Source organism: Nocardia caishijiensis NBRC 108228 (assembly GCF_001612825.1).
Classification (GTDB): Bacteria; Actinomycetota; Actinomycetes; order Mycobacteriales; family Mycobacteriaceae; genus Nocardia; species Nocardia caishijiensis.
The window spans coordinates 1-19,986 of sequence record NZ_BDBE01000026.1 but is presented as its reverse complement, the minus strand read 5'-3'; the positions used below and the strand labels follow the sequence as shown (position 1 = coordinate 19,986).

At 68.2% G+C, this 19,986-nt stretch carries 16 protein-coding genes; 9 read left to right on the top strand and 7 right to left on the bottom strand.

Annotated elements, in window-relative coordinates:
- Positions 1-98: 98 nt before the first annotated feature.
- A complete protein-coding gene (locus NC7_RS10215; RefSeq protein WP_157101929.1) occupies positions 99-1,379 on the top strand; it encodes an acyltransferase family protein in 1,281 nt (426 codons plus the stop codon).
- 133 nt (positions 1,380-1,512) lie between these two features.
- Here the strand turns inward: NC7_RS10215 and NC7_RS10210 are convergent, their stop codons facing one another.
- Both NC7_RS10210 and NC7_RS10205 read right to left on the bottom strand, forming a co-directional pair.
- Positions 1,513-2,346 carry a tRNA (adenine-N1)-methyltransferase gene (locus NC7_RS10210; RefSeq protein ID WP_067981354.1) on the bottom strand — a complete coding sequence of 278 codons (834 nt, stop codon included), beginning with the start codon at positions 2,344-2,346 and terminating at the stop codon, positions 1,513-1,515.
- A gap of 70 nt (positions 2,347-2,416) precedes the next feature.
- Positions 2,417-3,553 (bottom strand): DUF7373 family lipoprotein, encoded by a 1,137-nt coding sequence (locus NC7_RS10205; RefSeq protein WP_067981353.1) that lies wholly within the window; start codon positions 3,551-3,553, stop codon positions 2,417-2,419.
- Positions 3,554-3,627: 74 nt separating this feature from the next.
- Between NC7_RS10205 and NC7_RS10200 the strand changes: the two genes are divergently transcribed.
- On the top strand, positions 3,628-4,533 hold the full coding sequence (locus NC7_RS10200) for a RecB family exonuclease (protein ID WP_067981417.1): 906 nt from the start codon (positions 3,628-3,630) through the stop codon (positions 4,531-4,533).
- Between the two features lie 151 nt (positions 4,534-4,684).
- Positions 4,685-5,593, top strand: coding sequence for an alpha/beta fold hydrolase (locus tag NC7_RS10195; protein WP_236573314.1), 909 nt, complete (start codon positions 4,685-4,687; stop codon positions 5,591-5,593).
- A gap of 169 nt (positions 5,594-5,762) precedes the next feature.
- Here the strand turns inward: NC7_RS10195 and NC7_RS10190 are convergent, their stop codons facing one another.
- The gene (locus NC7_RS10190) at positions 5,763-6,983 is read right to left on the bottom strand and encodes a cytochrome P450 (RefSeq protein ID WP_067981352.1); all 1,221 of its coding nucleotides are present in this window, start codon (positions 6,981-6,983) and stop codon (positions 5,763-5,765) included.
- Between the two features lie 94 nt (positions 6,984-7,077).
- Here NC7_RS10190 and NC7_RS10185 point away from each other — a divergent pair, with 94 nt between their 5' ends.
- On the top strand, positions 7,078-7,926 hold the full coding sequence (locus NC7_RS10185) for a helix-turn-helix domain-containing protein (protein ID WP_159372856.1): 849 nt from the start codon (positions 7,078-7,080) through the stop codon (positions 7,924-7,926).
- A gap of 107 nt (positions 7,927-8,033) precedes the next feature.
- On the opposite strand, the gene NC7_RS10180 is transcribed toward NC7_RS10185, so the two are convergent.
- Positions 8,034-9,161: a YeiH family protein gene (locus tag NC7_RS10180; protein WP_067981415.1), complete on the bottom strand. Its 1,128-nt coding sequence runs from the start codon at positions 9,159-9,161 to the stop codon at positions 8,034-8,036.
- Positions 9,161-9,295 (bottom strand): hypothetical protein, encoded by a 135-nt coding sequence (locus NC7_RS30115; protein WP_255285049.1) that lies wholly within the window; start codon positions 9,293-9,295, stop codon positions 9,161-9,163. Before NC7_RS30115 ends, NC7_RS10180 begins: the two co-directional genes overlap by 1 nt.
- Before the next feature lie 257 nt (positions 9,296-9,552).
- Here NC7_RS30115 and NC7_RS10175 point away from each other — a divergent pair, with 257 nt between their 5' ends.
- From NC7_RS10175 to NC7_RS10155, 5 genes are all read left to right on the top strand, one after another.
- A complete protein-coding gene (locus NC7_RS10175; protein WP_084458315.1) occupies positions 9,553-9,942 on the top strand; it encodes a hypothetical protein in 390 nt (129 codons plus the stop codon).
- Between the two features lie 23 nt (positions 9,943-9,965).
- On the top strand, positions 9,966-10,586 hold the full coding sequence (locus NC7_RS10170) for a hypothetical protein (RefSeq protein WP_067981349.1): 621 nt from the start codon (positions 9,966-9,968) through the stop codon (positions 10,584-10,586).
- 3 nt (positions 10,587-10,589) lie between these two features.
- Complete coding sequence (locus NC7_RS10165; protein ID WP_067981348.1) at positions 10,590-17,597, top strand: putative T7SS-secreted protein; 7,008 nt, start codon at positions 10,590-10,592, stop codon at positions 17,595-17,597.
- A 9-nt stretch (positions 17,598-17,606) separates the two neighbouring features.
- Positions 17,607-18,011 carry a hypothetical protein gene (locus tag NC7_RS10160; protein WP_067981347.1) on the top strand — a complete coding sequence of 135 codons (405 nt, stop codon included), beginning with the start codon at positions 17,607-17,609 and terminating at the stop codon, positions 18,009-18,011.
- 141 nt (positions 18,012-18,152) lie between these two features.
- Positions 18,153-18,683, top strand: coding sequence for an SMI1/KNR4 family protein (locus NC7_RS10155; protein ID WP_157101928.1), 531 nt, complete (start codon positions 18,153-18,155; stop codon positions 18,681-18,683).
- A gap of 70 nt (positions 18,684-18,753) precedes the next feature.
- On the opposite strand, the gene hisG is transcribed toward NC7_RS10155, so the two are convergent.
- Both hisG and NC7_RS10145 read right to left on the bottom strand, forming a co-directional pair.
- A complete protein-coding gene (gene hisG, locus NC7_RS10150; RefSeq protein WP_067981345.1) occupies positions 18,754-19,605 on the bottom strand; it encodes an ATP phosphoribosyltransferase in 852 nt (283 codons plus the stop codon).
- 55 nt (positions 19,606-19,660) lie between these two features.
- Positions 19,661-19,924 (bottom strand): phosphoribosyl-ATP diphosphatase, encoded by a 264-nt coding sequence (locus tag NC7_RS10145; RefSeq protein WP_067492188.1) that lies wholly within the window; start codon positions 19,922-19,924, stop codon positions 19,661-19,663.
- Positions 19,925-19,986 lie beyond the last annotated feature (62 nt).

The window sequence follows — 19,986 nt, the reverse complement described above, 5'->3', positions numbered from 1 at the left end:
GCGGAAATCGGTTCGGCGGATGGTATCCGAGTAGTTCCACGTACGGGGTGGGTAGTTCCGCGCTGTGGTCACGGCCCGGTTTCTGCGATGGTTGCGGCATGAGTGTTGTGCCGAGTGTGGCTGTGGTGGCGGCGAATACGCCCGCCGATCGCGATCGGTTCCTCGATCTGCTGCGGATCTCGTCGCTGGTGGTCGTGGTGATCGGTCACTGCCTGATGCTGACGGTGTCGGTGTCGGGCGACGACGTCCGCTTCGGCAACGTGCTCGCCGATCTGCCCGCCCTCCAGCCGCTGACCTGGCTGCTGCAGGTGCTCCCACTGTTCTTCTTCGCGGGCGTCGCGGCAGGTGCGCGCGGAATTGCACCCGGAACTTCTTGGGGCGCTTGGCTTTTCCGGCGCACGCAGCGGCTGATCCGGCCGGTCGGCTACTTCCTGGTCGCCTCCGCGGCGCTGGTGTTCGCCGCCGGGTCGGCGCTCGGGCCGGGCTGGCAGCGGCCGCTGGCGATCACCAGTGTGCAGCTGCTGTGGTTTCTCGGCATGTATCTGGCGGTGCTGGCCTGCACGCCGCCGTTGGCGGCCTGGGTCACCGGCACAGGCCGGATGTTCGCGGCTGTCGCGGTGATCGTGGTCGCGGCGGGGACCGTCGACGTGGTGCGGCTCGGTGGCGGTCCTGCCGAGGTGGGCCTGCTGAATGTCGCGGTGTGGTTGATCCCGGCCGTACTCGGGATCGGCTACCTGCGCGGTCTGCTACCACGACGGACCGCGGCCGCGGTGGCCTTCGTGGTGCTGCTCATCGATGTGGCGCTGGTTCTCGTCGGACCGTACGAGACGAGCATGGTGACCGTTCCCGGACAGCGGTTGTCGAATCTCGCGCCGCCGTCGCTCCTGCTCGCGGGGCACGCGGTGGCGCTGTGCTGCGCGGCGGTCGCGGTGGCCCCGTGGATACGGCGGCTGGCGGCGCGGCCACGCGTGTGGTGGCTCACGGTCATCGGCAACACCGGCGCGATGACGCTCTACCTGTGGCACATGCCCGCATTGCTCACGGTGCTCGTCCTGAGTCACCTGGCCGGTGGCGATCGGGTCGGCCCGACCCACCAAGGGTTCTGGCAGCTCACCGCCGCGCAACTCGGCGCGACGCTGGTCCTCACCGCGCTCGCGTTCCTCGCCCTGCGCGGGCTGGAGAACACGCCGATTCGCTGGTGGGACGGCTCGGTCGCGCCGGTGCGCGGCGCCCGTTCCGCCGCCGTGCTGTTCGCTGTCGCGGCGGCCGGGCTCGCGATACTGCAGGCCACTCGAGGCGGCCTCACCACGGAGGGTCTGCCCTGGTTCGCGGTCGCCGCCACAGCGCTCTTGGGCGCGCGGCTGCTCACCAGGTCATGAACGGCCCACGGCTCCGGGACGGCAACGGCGGTGTACCTTCGCTCGGCGCCGACCCGCGATGCCGTGCCGACCTTCCGTCAGCTGTTCATCGGCTGGGCGGAGCACGCGATGCGGGGGCAGACCGTGATCGAACTCAGCCCTTCGACGGACGACGCTGCGGCTTCGGTGTCACCGTGCCTTCGGCGAGGCGGCGCGCACTCACCAGGAACGCGGTGTGCCCCTGCATCCGGTGTTCGGGACGCACCGCGAGCCCGACCACATGCCACCCGCGAACCATCGACTCCCAGGAGCGCGGCTCGGTCCAGCACTCCTGCTCACGCATCTCCTCGACGACCTTGGACAACTGGGTGACCGTGGCGACATAGACGATGAGCACGCCACCGGGCACCAGAGCCTTCGACACCGCGGGCAGCGCGTCCCAAGGCGCGAGCATGTCGAGCACTACTCGGTCGACCTGCTCGCCGTCGTAGTTCGCCACGTCGGCGACGGTCAGCGACCAGTTCGGCGGGCGCTCACCGAAGAACGTCTCCACATTGCGCACGGCGTGCTCGGCGTGGTCGTCGCGGATCTCATAGGAGATCACCTGCCCCTCGGAGCCGACCGCGCGCAGCAGCGAGCAGGTGAGCGCACCGGAACCGGCGCCTGCCTCGAGCACCCGCGCACCGGGGAACACGTCGCCCTCGTGCACGATCTGGGCGGCGTCCTTGGGGTAGATGACGGTGGCGCCGCGCGGCATCGACAGCACGTAGTCGGTGAGCAGCGGGCGCAGGGCCAGGTACGGGGTGCCGTTGATCGACTTCACCACGGAGCCCTCGTCGGCGCCGATGAGGTCGTCGTGCTTGATGCCGCCGCGGTGGGTGTGGAACTCCTTGCCCTCCTCGAGCACCACTGTGTAGAGGCGCCCCTTGGCATCGGTCAGCTGCACCCGGTCCCCGATCACGAATGGACCGGTCCGTCTGGCCGTCATGTATCTCCCGTTCTTCGAATGGAAGTCTCAAGCCTGCCAGGTGCGACGATCCGCGCGATCGACGGGTCAGCTATTTCGCGGCAGTGAGCGCACGGTGCTGTTCGGCGAGGAGGGAGTGCGCTTCGGCTTCGGTGTCGGCCGGGACCTGCGCGACGTAGCGACCGACCGAGACCAGACATGCCCAGCTGCTCCCATCGGTCTCGGCCCAGCAGACCGATCCGGGGACGGCCGTCGGGGCAGCCGTCGACTTCCAGTCCCGATCGGAACCGAACTCGGCGGTGTCGGCCGCGAGCAAGGTCGCCGCTCCTGTGGCGTCGGCCGCGCGGTAGACGATGCTGCCTTCGACGCCGAACGCGCTCACCCCGGCCCTGTCGAACAGTGCGCGGGCCGCCTGCTGGTCGTCGGCGTAGTGCGCCGCGGCGCGCCTGCCGAAGGCTCCCCGGCTCGCACCGCCCTCGCCGACGGCGAGCGCGTGGATCCCGGTCGGGTCGTAGGGGACTTTCGCCAGCTCGGTGACCGGGGTGGCCGCGAACGAATCCAGTTCGGGGCGTTGACGTTCGAGCGCGGCGCGGATGATCTTCCCGATGTCGGGGAGTGCGCCGTTGCTCACCCGGGTGAACATCACGTATTCCCGGTGCGGGGTGAAGGCCATGCCGTCCAGCCTGCCGCGGTTCGTCATGGTGACGACCCGGCTGTCCGGTGCCTCCGGCAGGTCGGTGACCACCCAGTCACCGGATTCGAGCAGACCGCTCTGTGTGGTCGCGGCGGTGGCCAGAGCGCCGGCCGCCCTGGTCGCGGACGCGCTGTCGGGGAAACGCATGATGCCGTGGGTGAGCCACTTGGTGTCGGTGCTCGTCTCGCCGCCGTTGGACCGCTGGACGGCGAAGCCGGTGATCAGGCCTTCGGCCGCGGCGGCGGCGCTCACGGCGTTGTTGTGGCCCGACATGATCGTGAGCATGGGCTCGGTGAGGACACCGAGTGGTCCCCGGCGCACGAAAATCGGGTCGATATCGGAGCCGAGGGTCAGCGCGTCGGCCATCCGAAAGCCCTCGGCGAGTTTGCCGGTCCGCAAATCCTGCTCGGGGCTGATCGCGATGGTCGTCGGTGCACTTGCCGATGTGCTCGTGGCCACCGGCGGCAGTTTTTCCTCGCAAGCACTGAGCATGATCATCGCGGCCACGGCCGCCCCCACCCGGATCGTTCGCATTCGGCGATCTTGACAGACATCGCCCCCATGGACGAATCGTGAACCTGTCGGTGGTTGCCGTTACCGTGGCGAACATGTCAGTGCCCCTGCCCGCGTCGATCGCCGACGAGAACCCCGCCGAACCGGTCACCCGGTCGCGTCCGGCGTTGTCCCCTTCGCGCGCAGCCGATTTCAAGCAGTGCCCGTTGAAGTATCGACTGCGGGCGATCGATCGGGTGCCGGAGCCACCGACACGCGCGGCGGTGCGTGGCACGGTGGTGCATGCGGTGCTCGAGGACCTGTTCGGGTTACCCGCGGCCGAGCGTGGACCCGACCGGGCCGCCGAACTGGTTCCCGACGCGTGGGAGCGAGTGCGCGCGGGCCGGGAGGGGCTCGACGATCTGGTGGCGGCGGGCGGTCCGGAGGTGCTGTTCGAGGAGGTGCGCCGCCTGGTCGCCGGGTACTACGAACTCGAGGACCCCACCCGTTTCGAGCCGGACGGGCTCGAGGAGCGGGTGGAGGTCGACCTCGACGGTGAGATCCCGTTGCGCGGCTTCGTCGACCGCATCGATGTGGCGCCCAACGGCCTGCTGCGCGTGGTCGACTACAAGACCGGCCGCTCCCCCGGCCCGCAGCACGAGGCCCGCGCCCTGTTCCAGCTCAAGTTCTACGCCCTGGTCATCCTGCGTACCCGTCGCATCCTCCCCGCCCAACTGCGCCTGATCTACCTCGCCGACAAGGTGCTGCTCACCTACACCCCCGACCGCGAAGAACTCGACCGCTTCGCCCGCATCCTCACCGCCCTGTGGCAAGCCATCCTCGACGCGGGCCGCACCGGCGACTTTCGACCCCAACGTAATTCGATGTGCCGCTACTGCGATTTCCACGCCCTGTGCCCCGAATACGGCGGCACCCCACCGCCCTATCCCGGCTGGCCCACACAGGAACCCGCCTCCACAGATCTCGGGCTTCCCGAGGTCCGGACCCCCGAAGACGTCTGATCCACCGCTTGCCGACCGTTCGCGAACTGTCACCGGCCAGCGATGAGCTGCCGGATCTGCCCCGCGATCCCGTCCCGACCGACCGCGCGGTAGGTTCAACCGTGTTGCGATTCGATCGATTTCAGGGGTGGGCGTGCGGTTCTCGAGAAGGGTGCGCATCGTCGCACTGGTACTGACCGGGGTAGTGATCGCACTCGTGGTCAACGCGTTCCTCGTGCACCGCGACTCCCACGACGCGACACCGTTCGCGGGCGGACGCGTTCTCACGATCGACGGCCCCGATCTGAACGTGCGCGACTACGGCCCGGACGACGAGCGGGCAGTCGTCCTGCTGCACGGCTACCTGTCCTCGATCGAATGGTGGGAGCAGGTTGCTCCAGCGCTCGCCGCGCCGGGTCACCGGGTCGTCGCGATCGATCTGGTCGGGCACGGCGGGTCCGAGGCGACCACTGCCGACGACGACTATGGCGCCTCCGGCCAGGCCACAGCCGTCAGCCGCGCACTGGACGCGCTGGGTATCCACCGAGCGGCGCTCGTCGGCCACTCGATGGGCGGACACATCGCGACGTTACTAGCCGAACGGGAGCCCGAGCGGGTTGAGCGGGTCGTCGTGATCGACACCCAAGGCGGTCCCGGGCTCAAGGACATGCCCGCGATGAAGACGGTGGGCTGTTGGCCCCTGGTCGGTGCCGTCATGGATCGCTTCCGCGGCGTCGACGCGATAGCCAAGGGATCGCTGCAGGCCGGATTCGCCGAGGATTTTCCGCCACCGGCCCTCGCGCATCGATCACTCGAGCGGGCCACCCACCGGACGGTGTGCCGATCGACCGCGGCGACCACGATGAACGACGAACGCGCCGTGGCCGAGCGGCTCGCCGCGCTCGATAAGCCGGTGCTGGTGATCTGGGGCGAGCACGACACTCTGGCGCCCTCGGCCGCGAACATCGCGAAATTCACCGAGGCCGGGCTGACACCGCGCGTCGTCGCAGGTTCTGGACACAGTCCGCAGGTGGAACGGCCCGAGGCCGTCGTGGAACTGGTCGGACCGTTCGTCGCCTAACGCAGGCGGCGTTCCTCTTCTTCTTCCAGTCTGCGGCGTTCTTCCTCGCGCTCGACCTGTTCCTTTTCGATCTTCTCTTCGTGTTCGTTCTTGTTCGACATCGTTCGCCCCGATCCGTTGTTGTCCGGACAAAGCCCCAGGTTCAGCCTACGCGCCACGATGTTGCCGGTCAGGAAGCCGCTCGGTTCCAGCGGACGCGCAGGGCACTGGGGCCGCGGAGCGCGGTGCCCACCTGGCTGGTCACGGTGGCGTCCTCGACCGCCGCCGCGTCGGCCAGCCGCACATCGGGGAGTCGGGTGAGCAGCGCGATCAGGGCGGTGCGGAGTTCGGCCAGGGCCAGCCCGCTGCCGAGGCAACTGTGTGGCCCCTGGCCGAAGGAGAGCATGGTGGTGGCGCGGCGGGTGATGTCGAACTCGTGTGGCGCGGGGTATTTCGCCGGGTCGCGGTGAGCGGCGTTGACGGCGAACAACATCGGGGTCAGCGCGGGAATGTCGAGACCTTGCCAGTGGGTGTCTCTCGGGCAAGCTCGTGGCAGCAGCCCGACCGGTGGTTCCCAGCGCAAACCCTCCCAGATCGCCCACTCGGCTTGTTCCTCCGGGGCGGCTGTCACCAGGTCGAGCTGGTCCGGGTGAGTGAGCAAGGCGGACAACGTGTTTCCCAGAGCCAGCATGGTGGTGTCGGCGCCCGCCGGGAACAGCAGCCGCAGGAAAGCGAGTATCTGATCGTCGGACAGGGTGGTTCCCTCGACGCTCTCAGTGACCAGCTTCGAGATCAGGTCCGCACCGGGCTCCTCACGCCGTGCGGCGATGATCGGCAGCACATGGTCGGCGAACTCACGCGAAGCCCGGTGCGCGGCAGCAGGATCCAGTGGGAAGTAGAACAGGTCGTGTGCCCAGCGCAACACCGTCGCCTCGTCACCGACGGGCAGACCGAGCAACCTGCTGATCACGAGAACCGGGTAGCGCGTGGTGAATTCGGCCACCAGGTCGGCGGCGCCGAGCGGAGCGAAGCGATCGATCACCTCGTGGGCGACCGGCGCGAGGAGCGGTTCGATCCAGCCGCTCACCAGACTGCGGCGGAACGGCGGGGCGACGATGGCCCGGTTCACCCGGTGTTCGTCGCCGGTCATGCACTGCAGGGTGCGGCCGAGCACCGGCTCGGTGGTGAGCGAGTACACCGCCTGGGCTGGAAAGGTTTCCTCGTCCTTGAAGGCCGCCGACACCAGGTCATGGGTGAGCAGCAGCACCGCACGCGTCCCCGCGAAGGGGACGATCGCGTACGGCCGGTGGGTGCGCAGGTCGGCCAGCACACGGTGCAGGTCGGGCGTGTCCTGGAAGGCGAAGTCGATGTCGGTGACGTCGAGGTGGTCCAGGAGCGACGAGTTCGGCATAACATTCCTCCGGACACGAATATTCGTGTCGTCGAATCGGGTTTTCGGCACGCGGACGGTAGACGACCGCGTCGGGAAGAACAAGAGGGAATGCGTGAGCGCGTCACCACCGACCGACCGGGTCGTCTCCGTCGTCGAACTGCTCGCCGCCGAGGCGCCGCTCACCGCCGCGAGCGTCGCCGACCGACTCGCGCTGAGCCGGTCGACGGTCGCCGCCGTCCTCACCACCTTGGAGTCGCGTGGCTGGGCGCAGCGTTCTCGCGACCTGACCTACCGGCTGGGGCCCACGTTCCCCACCGCGCACCGGGCAGCCACACCAGCGGGCGCGGACGCCGCGTTACGCGAGCTGGCCCGCCGGGTGGGGTGCGGTGCCGCGCTGTCGGTGGTCTCGTCGACCTCGATGACTTTCGTCGGCCTGGCAGCCCATCACGGCCGGGTGCCCGCCGGGATCGAGGTCGGTGCCCGCGTGCCGCTGCGCGCCCCCGCGGGCGCGAGCGTCATCGCGTTCTGCCCGCCGGAACGGCAGCACGCGTGGCTGGCCACCGCCGACCCCGGCCGACGCGACGAACTGGCCACCGCGCTCGCCGAGATCCGCTCCGCCGGACTCGTGGTCTGGGGCATCGACCCCGCCGACCTCGCCACCCTCGATGTCCTCGCCGAAGTAGCGGGCCACTTGGCACATTCACCGGCTTCCGGACCACTGCGCCGTCGTGTCCTCGGTCTGCTCGGCGACCTCAGCGGCTACCCCCACACCGCCGCCGACCTCGCCGCCGCGGCGCCGTTACCCATCGCCTACCTCGCGGCACCGGTGTTCGCCCGCGACGAGGTTCCGCGCTGGGAGCTGCAGATCGGGCCCCTGCATCCGGCCGTCTCCCCCGGCGACCGCGAGTTGTACCGTACAGAACTCCTCGCCTGCGCCCAGAAGCTCGGCGCCGCGACCTGACCGCGCAGAGCGCCCTGGCCGCCCCTACTCAGCCGCCGACGGGCTCGGCGCTGCCGGTGGTGCAGCCCGATCCCGGTACCCGCCGGGCGAGCAGGCGTTCGACCACGTCACGCCGCGAAGTCACGGAACAGCAGCACCGAAAGGCCGAGTCCGGCGGCAAGGTTCACCAGGACCGCCGAACCGAAGACGGCGATCGGTCGCCACCCCGCCTCGCGCAATCCGCGCAGCGAGAATTCCAGGCCGATGGACACGAAGGCCAGGATCAGGAACCAGGTTCGCAGGTCGTTGACGATCGCGATGTGCGCGGCACCGGTCTTCTTGTCGACCGACTGCAGGTACAGGGTGCCGATGATGGAGGCGGCGACGAACCCGAGCACGAATTTCGGGAACCTGGCCCAGAATTCGCCGAGACTCGGGCGCGCGGCGCCAGGGGTGCGGTCCACCCGGAACGCGAACCAGGCGGTGAGCGCGATCGCTACGAGCCCGATCAGCGCGTTCTGTGTCGTCTTCACGATCGTGGCGATCTGCAACGACCCCTCCCCCGCGAGCGCACCGGCGGCCGCCACCGCCGCCGTGGTGTCGATGTTTCCGCCGATCCAGGCACCCGCGACGGCATCGGAGAGCCCGAGCAGGTCGGCGAGCCAGGGCAGCAGGAAGATCGACGGCAGCGCGAAGATGATCACCAGCGAGGCCGCGTAGGCGATCTGCTCACGTCGCGCCTGCACCGCCCCTGCCGCGGCGATGGCCGCACTCACGCCGCAGATCGACACCGCCGAGGACAGTAGGGCCCGCAGTTTGTCGTCGAGCCCGAGCACCCCGCCGAACCACCAGGTGAACCCGAAGACGATCGTGATCAAGGCCAGCGCCTGCACGATCGCGGGCGCCGCCGCCGTCACCAGAATCTTCAGATTGACGGAGGCACCGAGCAATACGACGCCGGTCTTGATGAAGAACTCCGTGCGGAATCCGGCCGAAAGCCGTTCCCGTAGACCGAGTTTGCCGAGCACCAGGTTCCCGATCAGGCCGATCGCGATCGCGTACACCGGGTACTCGATGGTCTTGGCGACTCGCTTCAACGGAGTGTCGGCCGCCCACTGCGGCACCTGCGTATCGAAGAATCGCGTGAGCGCGCCGAGTACGAGCACGAGGAGGATCCCGGCGGCGATATCGGCACCCGTCGCCCGCGTATCGCCATGCACCGCCGCCGTTTCTGATGTGGTCTTCACCTCCGACATCACGGCACCAGCCACTCGGGAATCGCCCCGACCAGCACGAGACCGATCAGCACGAGACCGACAACGGTCGCCGCCCAATCCTCGTTCCACCTGAAAGCACTGCCCGGCCGCGGCTCGGTCTCTGCTTGCGACACTGTGACTCCTTGCGTTCCTCATCGAGAACCGCAAATTAACCGCGCCACCTACCCGCGCACACCGATTGCACTCACCCTGAACCGATCTCGACCGATCGAACCGCGGGGCTCACCACCTCGACATTCGCGGCAGGTCCACGGGGATCGCGCTGATTACGCGACAAACTCCTGCATTTCGGGGCTCCCTACGACGGCCGTCATTCGCGTACACTCCCGTTCGAGAGTGAAGGATGGGGTGCGGGGGGAGGTTGCGTCGGATGACCGATGGCGACGGCAGGCAGCGCCTGCACGCCGAAATAGCCGCCTTCTACGCGGGATTCGGGCAGCCCGACGCGTTGTCGGCCGCGTTTCGGGACGCGGCGCTGCTGGTCCCGCTCAACGCCGAGGACCGAGTCTTCTTCCTGCCGTTCGGTGGCGTCGACTGGTTGTGCGCGTTCACCAGCGTCGAGGAATACGCGAGATTCATCGCCGCGCGCGATCGGCTCGCCGACACCGCCGACAAGGTTCACGATCAGGATCACCGCTACCACTGGATTTTCGGTAGGCGGCTGCACGATTACGTGGAATCGCGCCAGGAGCCCGCCGGAATAGCCATCGACATCCTCGGTGCGGCGCCCATGGCGTTCCCGCCGGAAGTCGGCGAGTAGACGAGAGATCGGGAGGACATGCGATGACCACGCTCAAAGTCGACCCGGCGGTGCTGCAACAGGCCGCGAAGGGCATCGACGGCACCATCGGCCAGTTGTCGGAGATGGGGATCGGCGAAACCGGCAACATGGGCCGGGGGTTCGCGCTGCTCACGATGTCCACCCTCGAGGCGGGCAAACACACGGTGCAGAAGACCTTCGAGGAGTTCACCGAGCGCTGGTCGTGGGGTGTGCGCGCACTGGTACAGGCGGGCAATTCGATCGCCCGCACGCTCGGCTTGGCGGCGGGCCGCTACGACGAGATGGAAACCAAATCCGAGGACACTCTCAAGACGATGTGGACGCATATGGCGGGCAATCCACATCTGTCGGGTGAGGAGATCACCAAGCGTTCCTGGGGTGAGACGTTCGCCGACAATTCTTTCAACCACATCCGTAACGCCGATTACAGCGTGAAGTCCTTTCAGGACGCCGGTCAGCACATCCAGACCAATATGAAGGTGATCGAGGCGGTCGGGCCGCAGGCGTTCGCGAATGTGAGCCCGGTGACCGGCAGCCTGCTCACCGGCGAAACACCCGGCTGGAACACCGGTGCGAGTCAACGGGCCGCCGAGATCATGAAGAAGGAGCAGGGGGGCCAGTAAACGGTGGGGATCGGCGATTTCTTCGACAAAGTCGGCAGCGCGATCGAAGACGGTGTCGAGAATGTCGTCGAAGGCGCGGGCCAGATCATCGACGACGGTCTGGACGTGGTCGGTGACGCGGCCAAACATGTCGGGCTGGAGAAGATCGGCAACGCGCTCGACGATCTCGGCGACAACATCGCCTCCGCGACCGGCGGCGATGTCGAAGAGGAAGAGCTGGGTCGGACCGAGGACCCCAAAGAGCTGATTCTGGGCGAGCCGTCCGAAATCGGCTCCGCCGCCGACACGTTGACGAAGATGGCCGAAGCGATCGAGTCGACCGGTCAGGCGCTGCAGAAGATCGATGCCGCCGAATGGACCGGCAAGGGCGCCGACGCGTTCAACTCCGTCTACGACAAGCAGCCGAAACTCTGGTTCGACGGCGCCGACGCGATGGCGGCCGCGGCCGAGGCACTGAAAGCCTGGCAGAACGAGGTGAAGACCGCCCAGGACAAGGCCCAGACCGCCATCGACCGCTGGAAGGCCGCCGATGCCGAGGAACGTCGCCAGAAGACCTGGTGGAACGGCCTCACCGGCGAGCAGCAGCAGGCCAATCCGCTCATCGATACCTGGACGACCATTCGCAACGAGGCGCGCGAGATACTGCGCGCCGCCCGGGTCCAACGTGACAACGGCGCCTCGATCGCGGTCGGCGCGATCGAGACAGCCACCGAGCGCGCGCCGAAGGAGCCGCCGTTCAGTGAGCGGTGGATCGCGAACATCTCCGACCTCAAAGGGGTTTTCGACCACGCCGCCCTGAATTTCACCGCCGGATTTCTCACCGCGGTCACCGGAATGGTGCAACTGGTGCGCCAGGTGAATCCGACCGATATATACAACATCACCCACCCCGCCGAATACGCCAAAGGATTGTCCGATCTGGGGACGGGACTCGTTGTCGCCGTGGCAGATCCGGGTGCGGCCGTCGACGCCATCCTGAAGGAGGCGAGAACCAACCCGTTCGAATTCGCCGGTTCGCTCGCCCCCGACCTCATCCTCACCGCCGCGACCGGTGGTGGCGGCAGTGTGAAGACGGCGATCTCGGCGCTCAAACGCGGCGCGGACGCGGGCAGGCGGCTGTCGGGCAACGGCGCCGACCCGAGCCCCACCCCGACTCGCACCTCGCCGAGCCCGACCCGAGACGTGGACCAGCCCGGGCAGACCGAGCCCCGTGAGGGTGCGGGTCTGCCGCAGGCCGACCGGAGTTCGTCGCCCAGTGACACCCGGCCCATCGAGGCGGCCCCACAGCGCGAAGCGCCTACCCAGCGCAGCGAGGACACGGGCGGCGGCCACTCGAACGCACCCGAGAACACCGAACCGCGCCAGAGCGAGCCCGCACCGCGCACGCAGCAGGACGAGCCGTCACCGACCGCCGAAAGCCCCGGCACAACCCGCGATCCCGAGCCGACCCCCGAGGTGGAGCCCACCCACACCCCGGAACGCGCCCCCGACCCCGAGCCGACGACGAGCCGCCAGGAACCGCGACCCGAGGCGGCGGGTACCACGAACCCCGACACCCCCGCCCCGACCCAGCGGGCAGAGCCAACGCCGACCCACACCGATCAGTCACCCACACAACGCACCGAACCGGCCTCGACCAACCAGGCCGACAACACGCCGACCTCGCGCACCGAACCCACACCGACGCAGCAGACCGACACACCCGCCTCACGGACCGACCAGCAGGACGGCGATCCGGCCCGGCGGACCGAACCCACGCCTCCCCAACGTTCGGAACCCGACGCCACTCACCATGATCCGAGTTCGTCAGCAGCCCGCCCCGAAGCCACGCATACGCGAACCGACGAACAGCCCGGGCCCGAGCCCACCTCGCGTACGGAACCGGACGTCCGCACCGAACGCGACATCTCCGATCGCCCATCGAACAACGGTTCCTCCCCGGACACAACGACCGCTCGCGATCCACAGACCGCCGACACCACACCGGCCGATCCCGCCACCGCCTCCCCCGTCTGGCAACCAGGTCCCACGACCCACGCCGATCCGGGCCCGGGTAGCCGCACGCCCGACCCGACACCCGCTCGCCCCCAGTCCACATCGCCGACCCCGACCCACACCCCGCCGTCACCTTCCCGGCCCGAGACCGCCTCCGCGCCACGACCGACCCCGGACACCCCACGCGCGAGCGCCTCCCCCGACCCGGCCGCTCGCCCGGCCGGGAACTCACCGGTCGCGGCCAGCCGCCCCGACACACCCCGCGCGCACACGGCCCAACCGGCGCATCAGAACTCGCCCACCGCCATTCCCGACCGAACACCGGACCGTCCCGTCGATCACGGGCCGAACCCCACCCACTCCCCCGACCCGGATCGAAACGCACCCACCGACCGCACCCCAGACCCCGATCACGCCCCACCGACGGATCGCACGCCGGACCGCGTCGCACCCGATCGCTCGCCGGACCCACACCGCGCACCACCGACAGATCGCACGCCCGACCGCGACGCACCGACCGACCGCAGTGCGGACCGAGCCACCCCCACCGACCGATCTCCCGACCGCGACTCGGGTACCCTTGCCGACCGCGGACCAGACCGCGACGCACCGACCGACCGCACCCCGGACCGCGATCCCGACAATCGCAGCGATCGCGACCCCGACACACCGACCGACCGCACTCCGGATCGCGAATCCGACACCCCGACCGCGAAAGACCGGGCGGACGCCGACAGCGACGCTCACGATCAGGCGCGCAGATCCGGGGCCGAGCACGATCGCACGCCCGACCAGAAGACCTGTTCCACCGATCCCGTCGATATCAGTACCGGCGAATTCCTGCTACCCGAAACGGATCTGGAGTTGCCGGGCGTACTGGCGCTGGTGCTGCGCCGTTCGCATCATTCGAATTACCGGTTCGGGCGGTGGTTCGGGTGTTCATGGTCGTCGACCCTGGACGCTCGCATCGTGGTATCCGACGACGGTGTCACCTTCCTCGGCGAGGAGGGCATCATGCTCGCCTACCCGCATGCCGAGGTGGGTGAGCCGGTGCGACCGCTCACCGAGGGCCAGTCCTGGACGCTGACCCGCACCGACGCCGGTGGCTACCGGGTGTGGGATCAACGCCGCGAACTGATCTGGCATTTCGCACCGGAGACCGCGCTGGACAACCTCGATGTCGAGCTCGGAAACTTCGCGGTATCGGCGATCACGGACCGCCACCACAACCGCATCCGGTTCCATTACGACGCCGACGGGGTACCGGTCGAGGTGTCGCACTCCGGCGGTTACCGGGTGCGCGTGGAGACCGCGCACGGTCGTGTCACCGGTCTGGTCCTGCTCACCGACCGCGAGCAGGATGTGCGTGTACGCGAATTCGGTTACACGACAGGGGTATTGGCTTCTGTCACCGATGCCGACTCGGCGACGACCCGGTACACCTACGACGCCGATCACCGGATGACCTCGTGGACCGACTCGAACGGCAACCAGATGGTCAACACCTACGACGACGCCGGTCGGGTGGTCCATCAGCGCGGCACCGAGGGCGTGCTGAATTGCGACTTCGCCTATGTCGACTTCCCCGGCGGCGCGGGCAGGCTCACCGCCGTCACCGACTCCCTCGGCGCCGTCACCACCCACGGGTTCGACCGCGAACTGCAACTGCGCGATCTGGTCACCCCCGACGGCGCCCATTTCCACACCGACTACAACGCCGAACGCAAGCCGCTGACCATCACCGGACCCGACCCGGCGACGACGACCACCTATCGCTACAACGGAGCAGGCGACCCGGTGGAAATCGTCCGTCCCGACGGTGTTCCGCTCGAATACGACTACGCCTGGCGCAACCGTCCGAGCACCATCACCACCGCAGACGGGGCGGTGCACAGCCGCGAATGGTCCGACAACGGCGACCTGACCGCCGCCGTCGACCCGGCCGGTTCCCGCACCGAGTTCACCTACCACCCCTCGGGCGCGCCTGCGAGCGTGCTGGTCGACGGCTCGCGCACCACCATCCACGCCGACGCCGCCGGTCTGCCGATCGTCGTGATCGATGCGCTCGGCGCGACGACCCGCATCGAACGCGACGCCGCGGGCCGCCCGATCCGCACGGTCGACCCCACGGGCGGCGTCACCGCCTACGAGTGGTCGCCCGCCGGGAACCTGCTCCGCAGAACCGATCCCGACAATCGAACCGAGTCGTGGGAGTACGACGGCGAAGGCAATATCGTCGCCCACACCGACCCCGCCGGGGGCGTCACCTCCTACTCCTACGGCGCGTTCGACCTGCTGCGGTCACGTCGCGATCCCGACGGCTCGCTCACCCGCTACGAGTGGGACTCCGAACGTCGTCTCACCGCCGTGCACAATCCGCTCGGCCAGACCTGGACCTACCGATACGACGGCGCGGGCCGTCTCGTCGCCGAGACCGATTACAGCGCGACACGAACCACCTATGCCTGGGATGCCGCGGGCCGGGTCACCACCGTCACCGCGGCGACCGGGATCGCCCGCCACCACCGCTACGACATTCTCGGCAGGCGTACCGAGGTCACCACCGACGACGGCGACTGGATCCGCTACACCCACGACCCCGCGGGCAGGCTGCTCACCGCGAGCACCGGCAAGGGCGACCACCTCCATCACACGATCGAATACACCTACGGGCCAACGGGTTTGCTCGAATCCGAGCAGGTCGATGCCCGGCCGCCGACGCGCTCGGGCTACGACCGGCATGCTCGCCGGGTCTCGCGCACCAGCCCGACCGGCGCCGAGACCACCTGGCATCACGACCTGGCCGGACGGGTCGACCGGCTCGGCATCGGCGACCACGACGTCACGTTCGAATACGATCTCGCCGGGCACCTCACCTGCTGGCGCCTCGGCGAGATCGCGGTCGACCGCCTGCTCACCACGCGCGGACAGCTCGTCGGCCAGGAGATCACCGGCTTTCCCACCCGGCTCGTGTCCCTCGATCTCGACCGTCCCACCCGGCCCGCTCCGCGCCGCCTGCGGCGGGACGAATTCCGTTATCGCGCGGACGGGTACCTCACCGCCCACGCTGTCAGCCGTCCGGACGTTCCGCCTACGCGACACGACTACACCCTCGATGTTCGCGGCCGCGTCACCACCGTCGCGCGCGACGATCACCTCACCGAGCGCTACGGCTACGACCCACTCGGCAACATCACCGACACCGACCGCGCCTACCGCGACAACCTCCTCGTCCGCGACGGTGACACCGATTTCCACTACGACCCCGCCGGTCGCCTCCTCCGCAAGACCACCGGCGCACGCACCTGGCACTACCGCTACAACAGCTTCGACCAACTCACCGACGTCTACACCCCCGATCGGCAGTGGTGGCGCTACACCTACGACGCCCTCGGCCGCCGCACCACCAAACAGCACCTCGCCACCGACGGCACGGTCCTCGCCCGCACCGACTACACCTGGGACGACACCCACCTGATCGAGGCCACCACCGCCACCACCACGACCCGCTGGGAATACCACCCCGGCACCCACACCCCACTCGCCCAATCCGTCGAAGGACCGGCCACCTCCGAGTTCCACGCGATCATCACCGACCTCGTCGGCACCCCCACCGAACTCATCGATCCGACCACCGCCGAGACCACGGCCACCGCCACCACCACCCTCTGGGGCAAGACCACCTGGCAGGGCACCACATCCACGCCCCTGCGCTTCCCCGGCCAGTTCCACGACCCCGAATCCGATCTCCACTACAACCTCCACCGCGTCTACGACCCACACACCGCCCGCTACCTCACCCGAGACCCCCTCGGCCTCACCCCCGCCCCCAACCCCAACACCTACCCCCACAACCCCCGCACCTGGCGCGACCCCCTCGGGCTCGTCCCGGACTCGTGCGACAGCGATTCGTCCGACAACGACACGCCCGATCCCGACACCGTCAACCCGCCGGACCCCACACCCACACGACCGGCCGCCGACACGGGGCAGCCCCGCACCACGCCGGATACAGTGCCCGATCCGAACGCCGACGCGGGCACTACGCGCCCGGGATCGAGCGACACCGGCCCGACGACCACCAACACACCGCGAGGCCATCAAGAGCCGTTCGGTGACCGCCGCGATGCGGTCCGCGACCGGATCACCCCACCACGACGGGTCGTCGACGGACCCGAACTGGACCCAACCAATCCCGACCACGCGAATACGCGCGGCACGCTGCGCCCCGACGACTATCCGCTCCCGGTGCCGGACGGCCCGCCGACGCGAATCGTCAACGGAACGACCGAGTCCGGCACCCGGTATACCGACACGATCTACGGAGACCCACCGAACCACACAGTCGTTCGCGATTACCCGCCACGTTCGGTCGAGTACAAGACACGTACGGGCGGTACGTTCAGGGCACTCCGCCACGAGCAGCACGTCATCCATCCACCGGACGCCGACGGAAACGTCCGCTCGTTCTCGCGGTCCCAAGTCGGTGACAACGTCGTCCGTACCGAATCACTCAACGGACGCCATGTATCGACCGAAGGTGTCATCCGACACGATTTCTCCGCCACCGACAAGGTGAAGCGCAAGGGTGACAGTCCCGAGAGCACTGCGGCGACCAACACGGGCCACGAAGGCGTAGATCCCACCGGAACCGGGCTGACCTACGATGGCGGCCACGCGTCCAGCTACCGAACCACTCTCGACCGCGGTCTCGTCAACCTCTTCGCGCAGGAGAGATGGTTCAACCAAAAAGAGTTCAAAGTGTTGGAGGCGGCCATCGCCTCGTGGCCTACCTCCGGCACCGGCCGGGTGACTCATATACTCTTCGAGACCGATCCGCCGGGCGCCGTCACACCGGAGCGAGTGACCGGGGAGATAAGCATGCTCGACGCGAACGGTGAGGTGTTCCGAGAATTTCCAGTCGATTTCAGCAATCGGGGCGGTAATACATTCAATCGCAGCGATTACGGGATCCAGCGAAAAGATTTCACGGCGCATACCGAAAGCCAGAACTAGGAGAGATTGATGACCGACATCGATGAGATCGAGGCTACGACGGAACTGGTGCAGGCAACCGCCCAGGCGGCCGAACTCGCCTATCCCGACTGGACATACGCCGTATCGACCAGGGTGTATCCGTCGCGCGGTGTCGGCACCTGGGGTGCGGTCGCCTACCGAGGTGGCGAAGGCACTGTCGTACGCCTTTTCGGTCATCGGGAAATCAGCCGTCGCATACAGAATTCCTCGGAGAAGCTCTATGACGCACAGGGTGAGGAGTGCGCAGGAATCAAATGCTCTGTCGCCCGGGCAGGAAATTTCCGGATCGAATATTCATACGATATCGACGAGGCCATCAAATGGGCGAACCAGGTCTACAGCGGGCTCACTCCCGAAGAGCTGGTAGAAATCTTGCGACCGCGTGACCTGTGAGTACCGGCGACGATCAGGGGCAGCGTGGGTGAGGTAGCGATCCTGGCTCAGGACATCCGAAACGAGCTGGCGGGGAAGGGGTTCGAGCCGGTATCGCGGCGTGGGTCCGGGGAGGTCGGCCGGTACCAGGAATGGGCTGGCGTGCAAGCTCCGGCTGAGGTCGCCGAGTTGTGGTCGGTATTGGGTGGTCGGGACGTACTGGGGATGCGCCTGGAAAGCCCTGACTCGGCAGGACAGTACGTGGCCGCGCGCGCAGCCGAGGCCGAATCCAGTGCTCCCGGAGAACCTTTCGAGGAGCTGGACGGCTCGACCGACGGTGCGGTACGGAAGGTGTGGTGGGACCGCGGCTGGTGTGCCCTGTACGCGACAGCCGAGCTCGCGATCGCGGTCGATTCGCATCCCGGCGCGAAAGGGCAGGTCGGGCAGGTCGTGTACTGCGAGATGGACATGTACGGCGACCGTGAAGCGGTCTGGGATTCGGTCGAGGACCTTCTCCGTGACCTGCTGGCGGTGGTCTCCTCGGACGGGCTGATCGTGGAGGACGGGTTCGGGTTGCTGGCGGGGACGGATGGTGACCGGTACCTGGTGCCGATGGCGGTCCTCGAGGTGGGGCAGGCACGTCGCGACGGTCGCCCCGTTCCGCTGGTCGCGTTCGCCGACGACCGGCATTGAACAGGCCACCGCCGGAACGCACGAAGGCCCTCACCGGAACGCACCGGCGGGGGCCTTCGAACTGTTCGACTCAGAACGCCCGGCAGGAGCGGATGTCGGTGGCGAGGATCGCTTTGGCGCCGAGTTCGGCGAGGCGGTCCATCAGTTCGTTGCCCTGTTTGCGGGGGACGAGGGCGCGCACGGCGACCCAGTCCGGGTCGCGCATGGGCGAGACGGTCGGTGATTCCAGGCCGGGGGTGATGGCGGCGGCTTGGTCGAGCAGCGACTTGGGGCAGTCGTAGTCGAGCATCAGGTATTGCTGGGCGAACACCACACCCTGGATTCGGTTGATGAGCTGGTTGCGGGCGCGGTCGTCGCGATCGGCACCGGTGCGTTCGATGAGCACGCCCTCCGAGTCGCACAGGGACTCGCCGAAGGCGACGAGGTTGTGCTGACGCAGGGTGCGCCCGGAGCCGACGACGTCGGCGATGGCGTCGGCGACGCCGAGCTGGATCGAGATCTCGACGGCGCCGTCGAGGCGGATAACCTCGGCCTCGATACCGAAACGTGCCAGGTCGGCGCGCACCAGGTTCGGGTAGGAAGTGGCGATGCGCTTGCCGGCGAGGTCTTCGACCTTCCAGTCCTCTCCCGCCGGGGCGGCGTAGCGGAAGGTGGAGCGGCCGAAGCCGAGCGCCAGGCGTTCGGTCACCGGGGAACCGGAATCCAGGGCCAGGTCACGGCCGGTGATGCCGAGGTCGAGCTCGCCGGAGCCGACGTAGATGGCGATGTCCTTGGGCCGCAGGAAGAAGAATTCGACCTGGTTGGCGGGGTCCAGGACGGTGAGGTCACGGGAGTCGGTGCGTTTGCGGTACCCGGCCTCGCTGAGGATGGATACGGCGGATTCCGACAGCGAGCCCTTGTTGGGAACTGCGACGCGCAACATGCGGAGGGGTCCTTTCGGGATGGCGGGAGGAGTGTCGAACCGGACGGATCAGCCGTCACAGATGTCGGTACACGTCCTCGAGCGTCAGCCCGCGACCAACCATCATCACCTGCACCCAGTACAGCAACTGGGAGATCTCCTCGGCGAGTGCCTCGTCGCTCTCGTGCTCGGCGGCCAGCCAGATCTCCCCGGCCTCCTCGAGCACCTTCTTCCCCTGGAAATGCACACCCGCGTCCAGCGCGGCCACGGTGCCCGACCCCTCGGGACGGGTCTTGGCACGCTCGGTCAGCTCGGCGAACAGGGACTCGAAGTTCTTCACGGTGACCGATTCTTTCACACCCACCGGCCGTCCCCTCGGGCGCACCGAGCCCCGCCCGACCC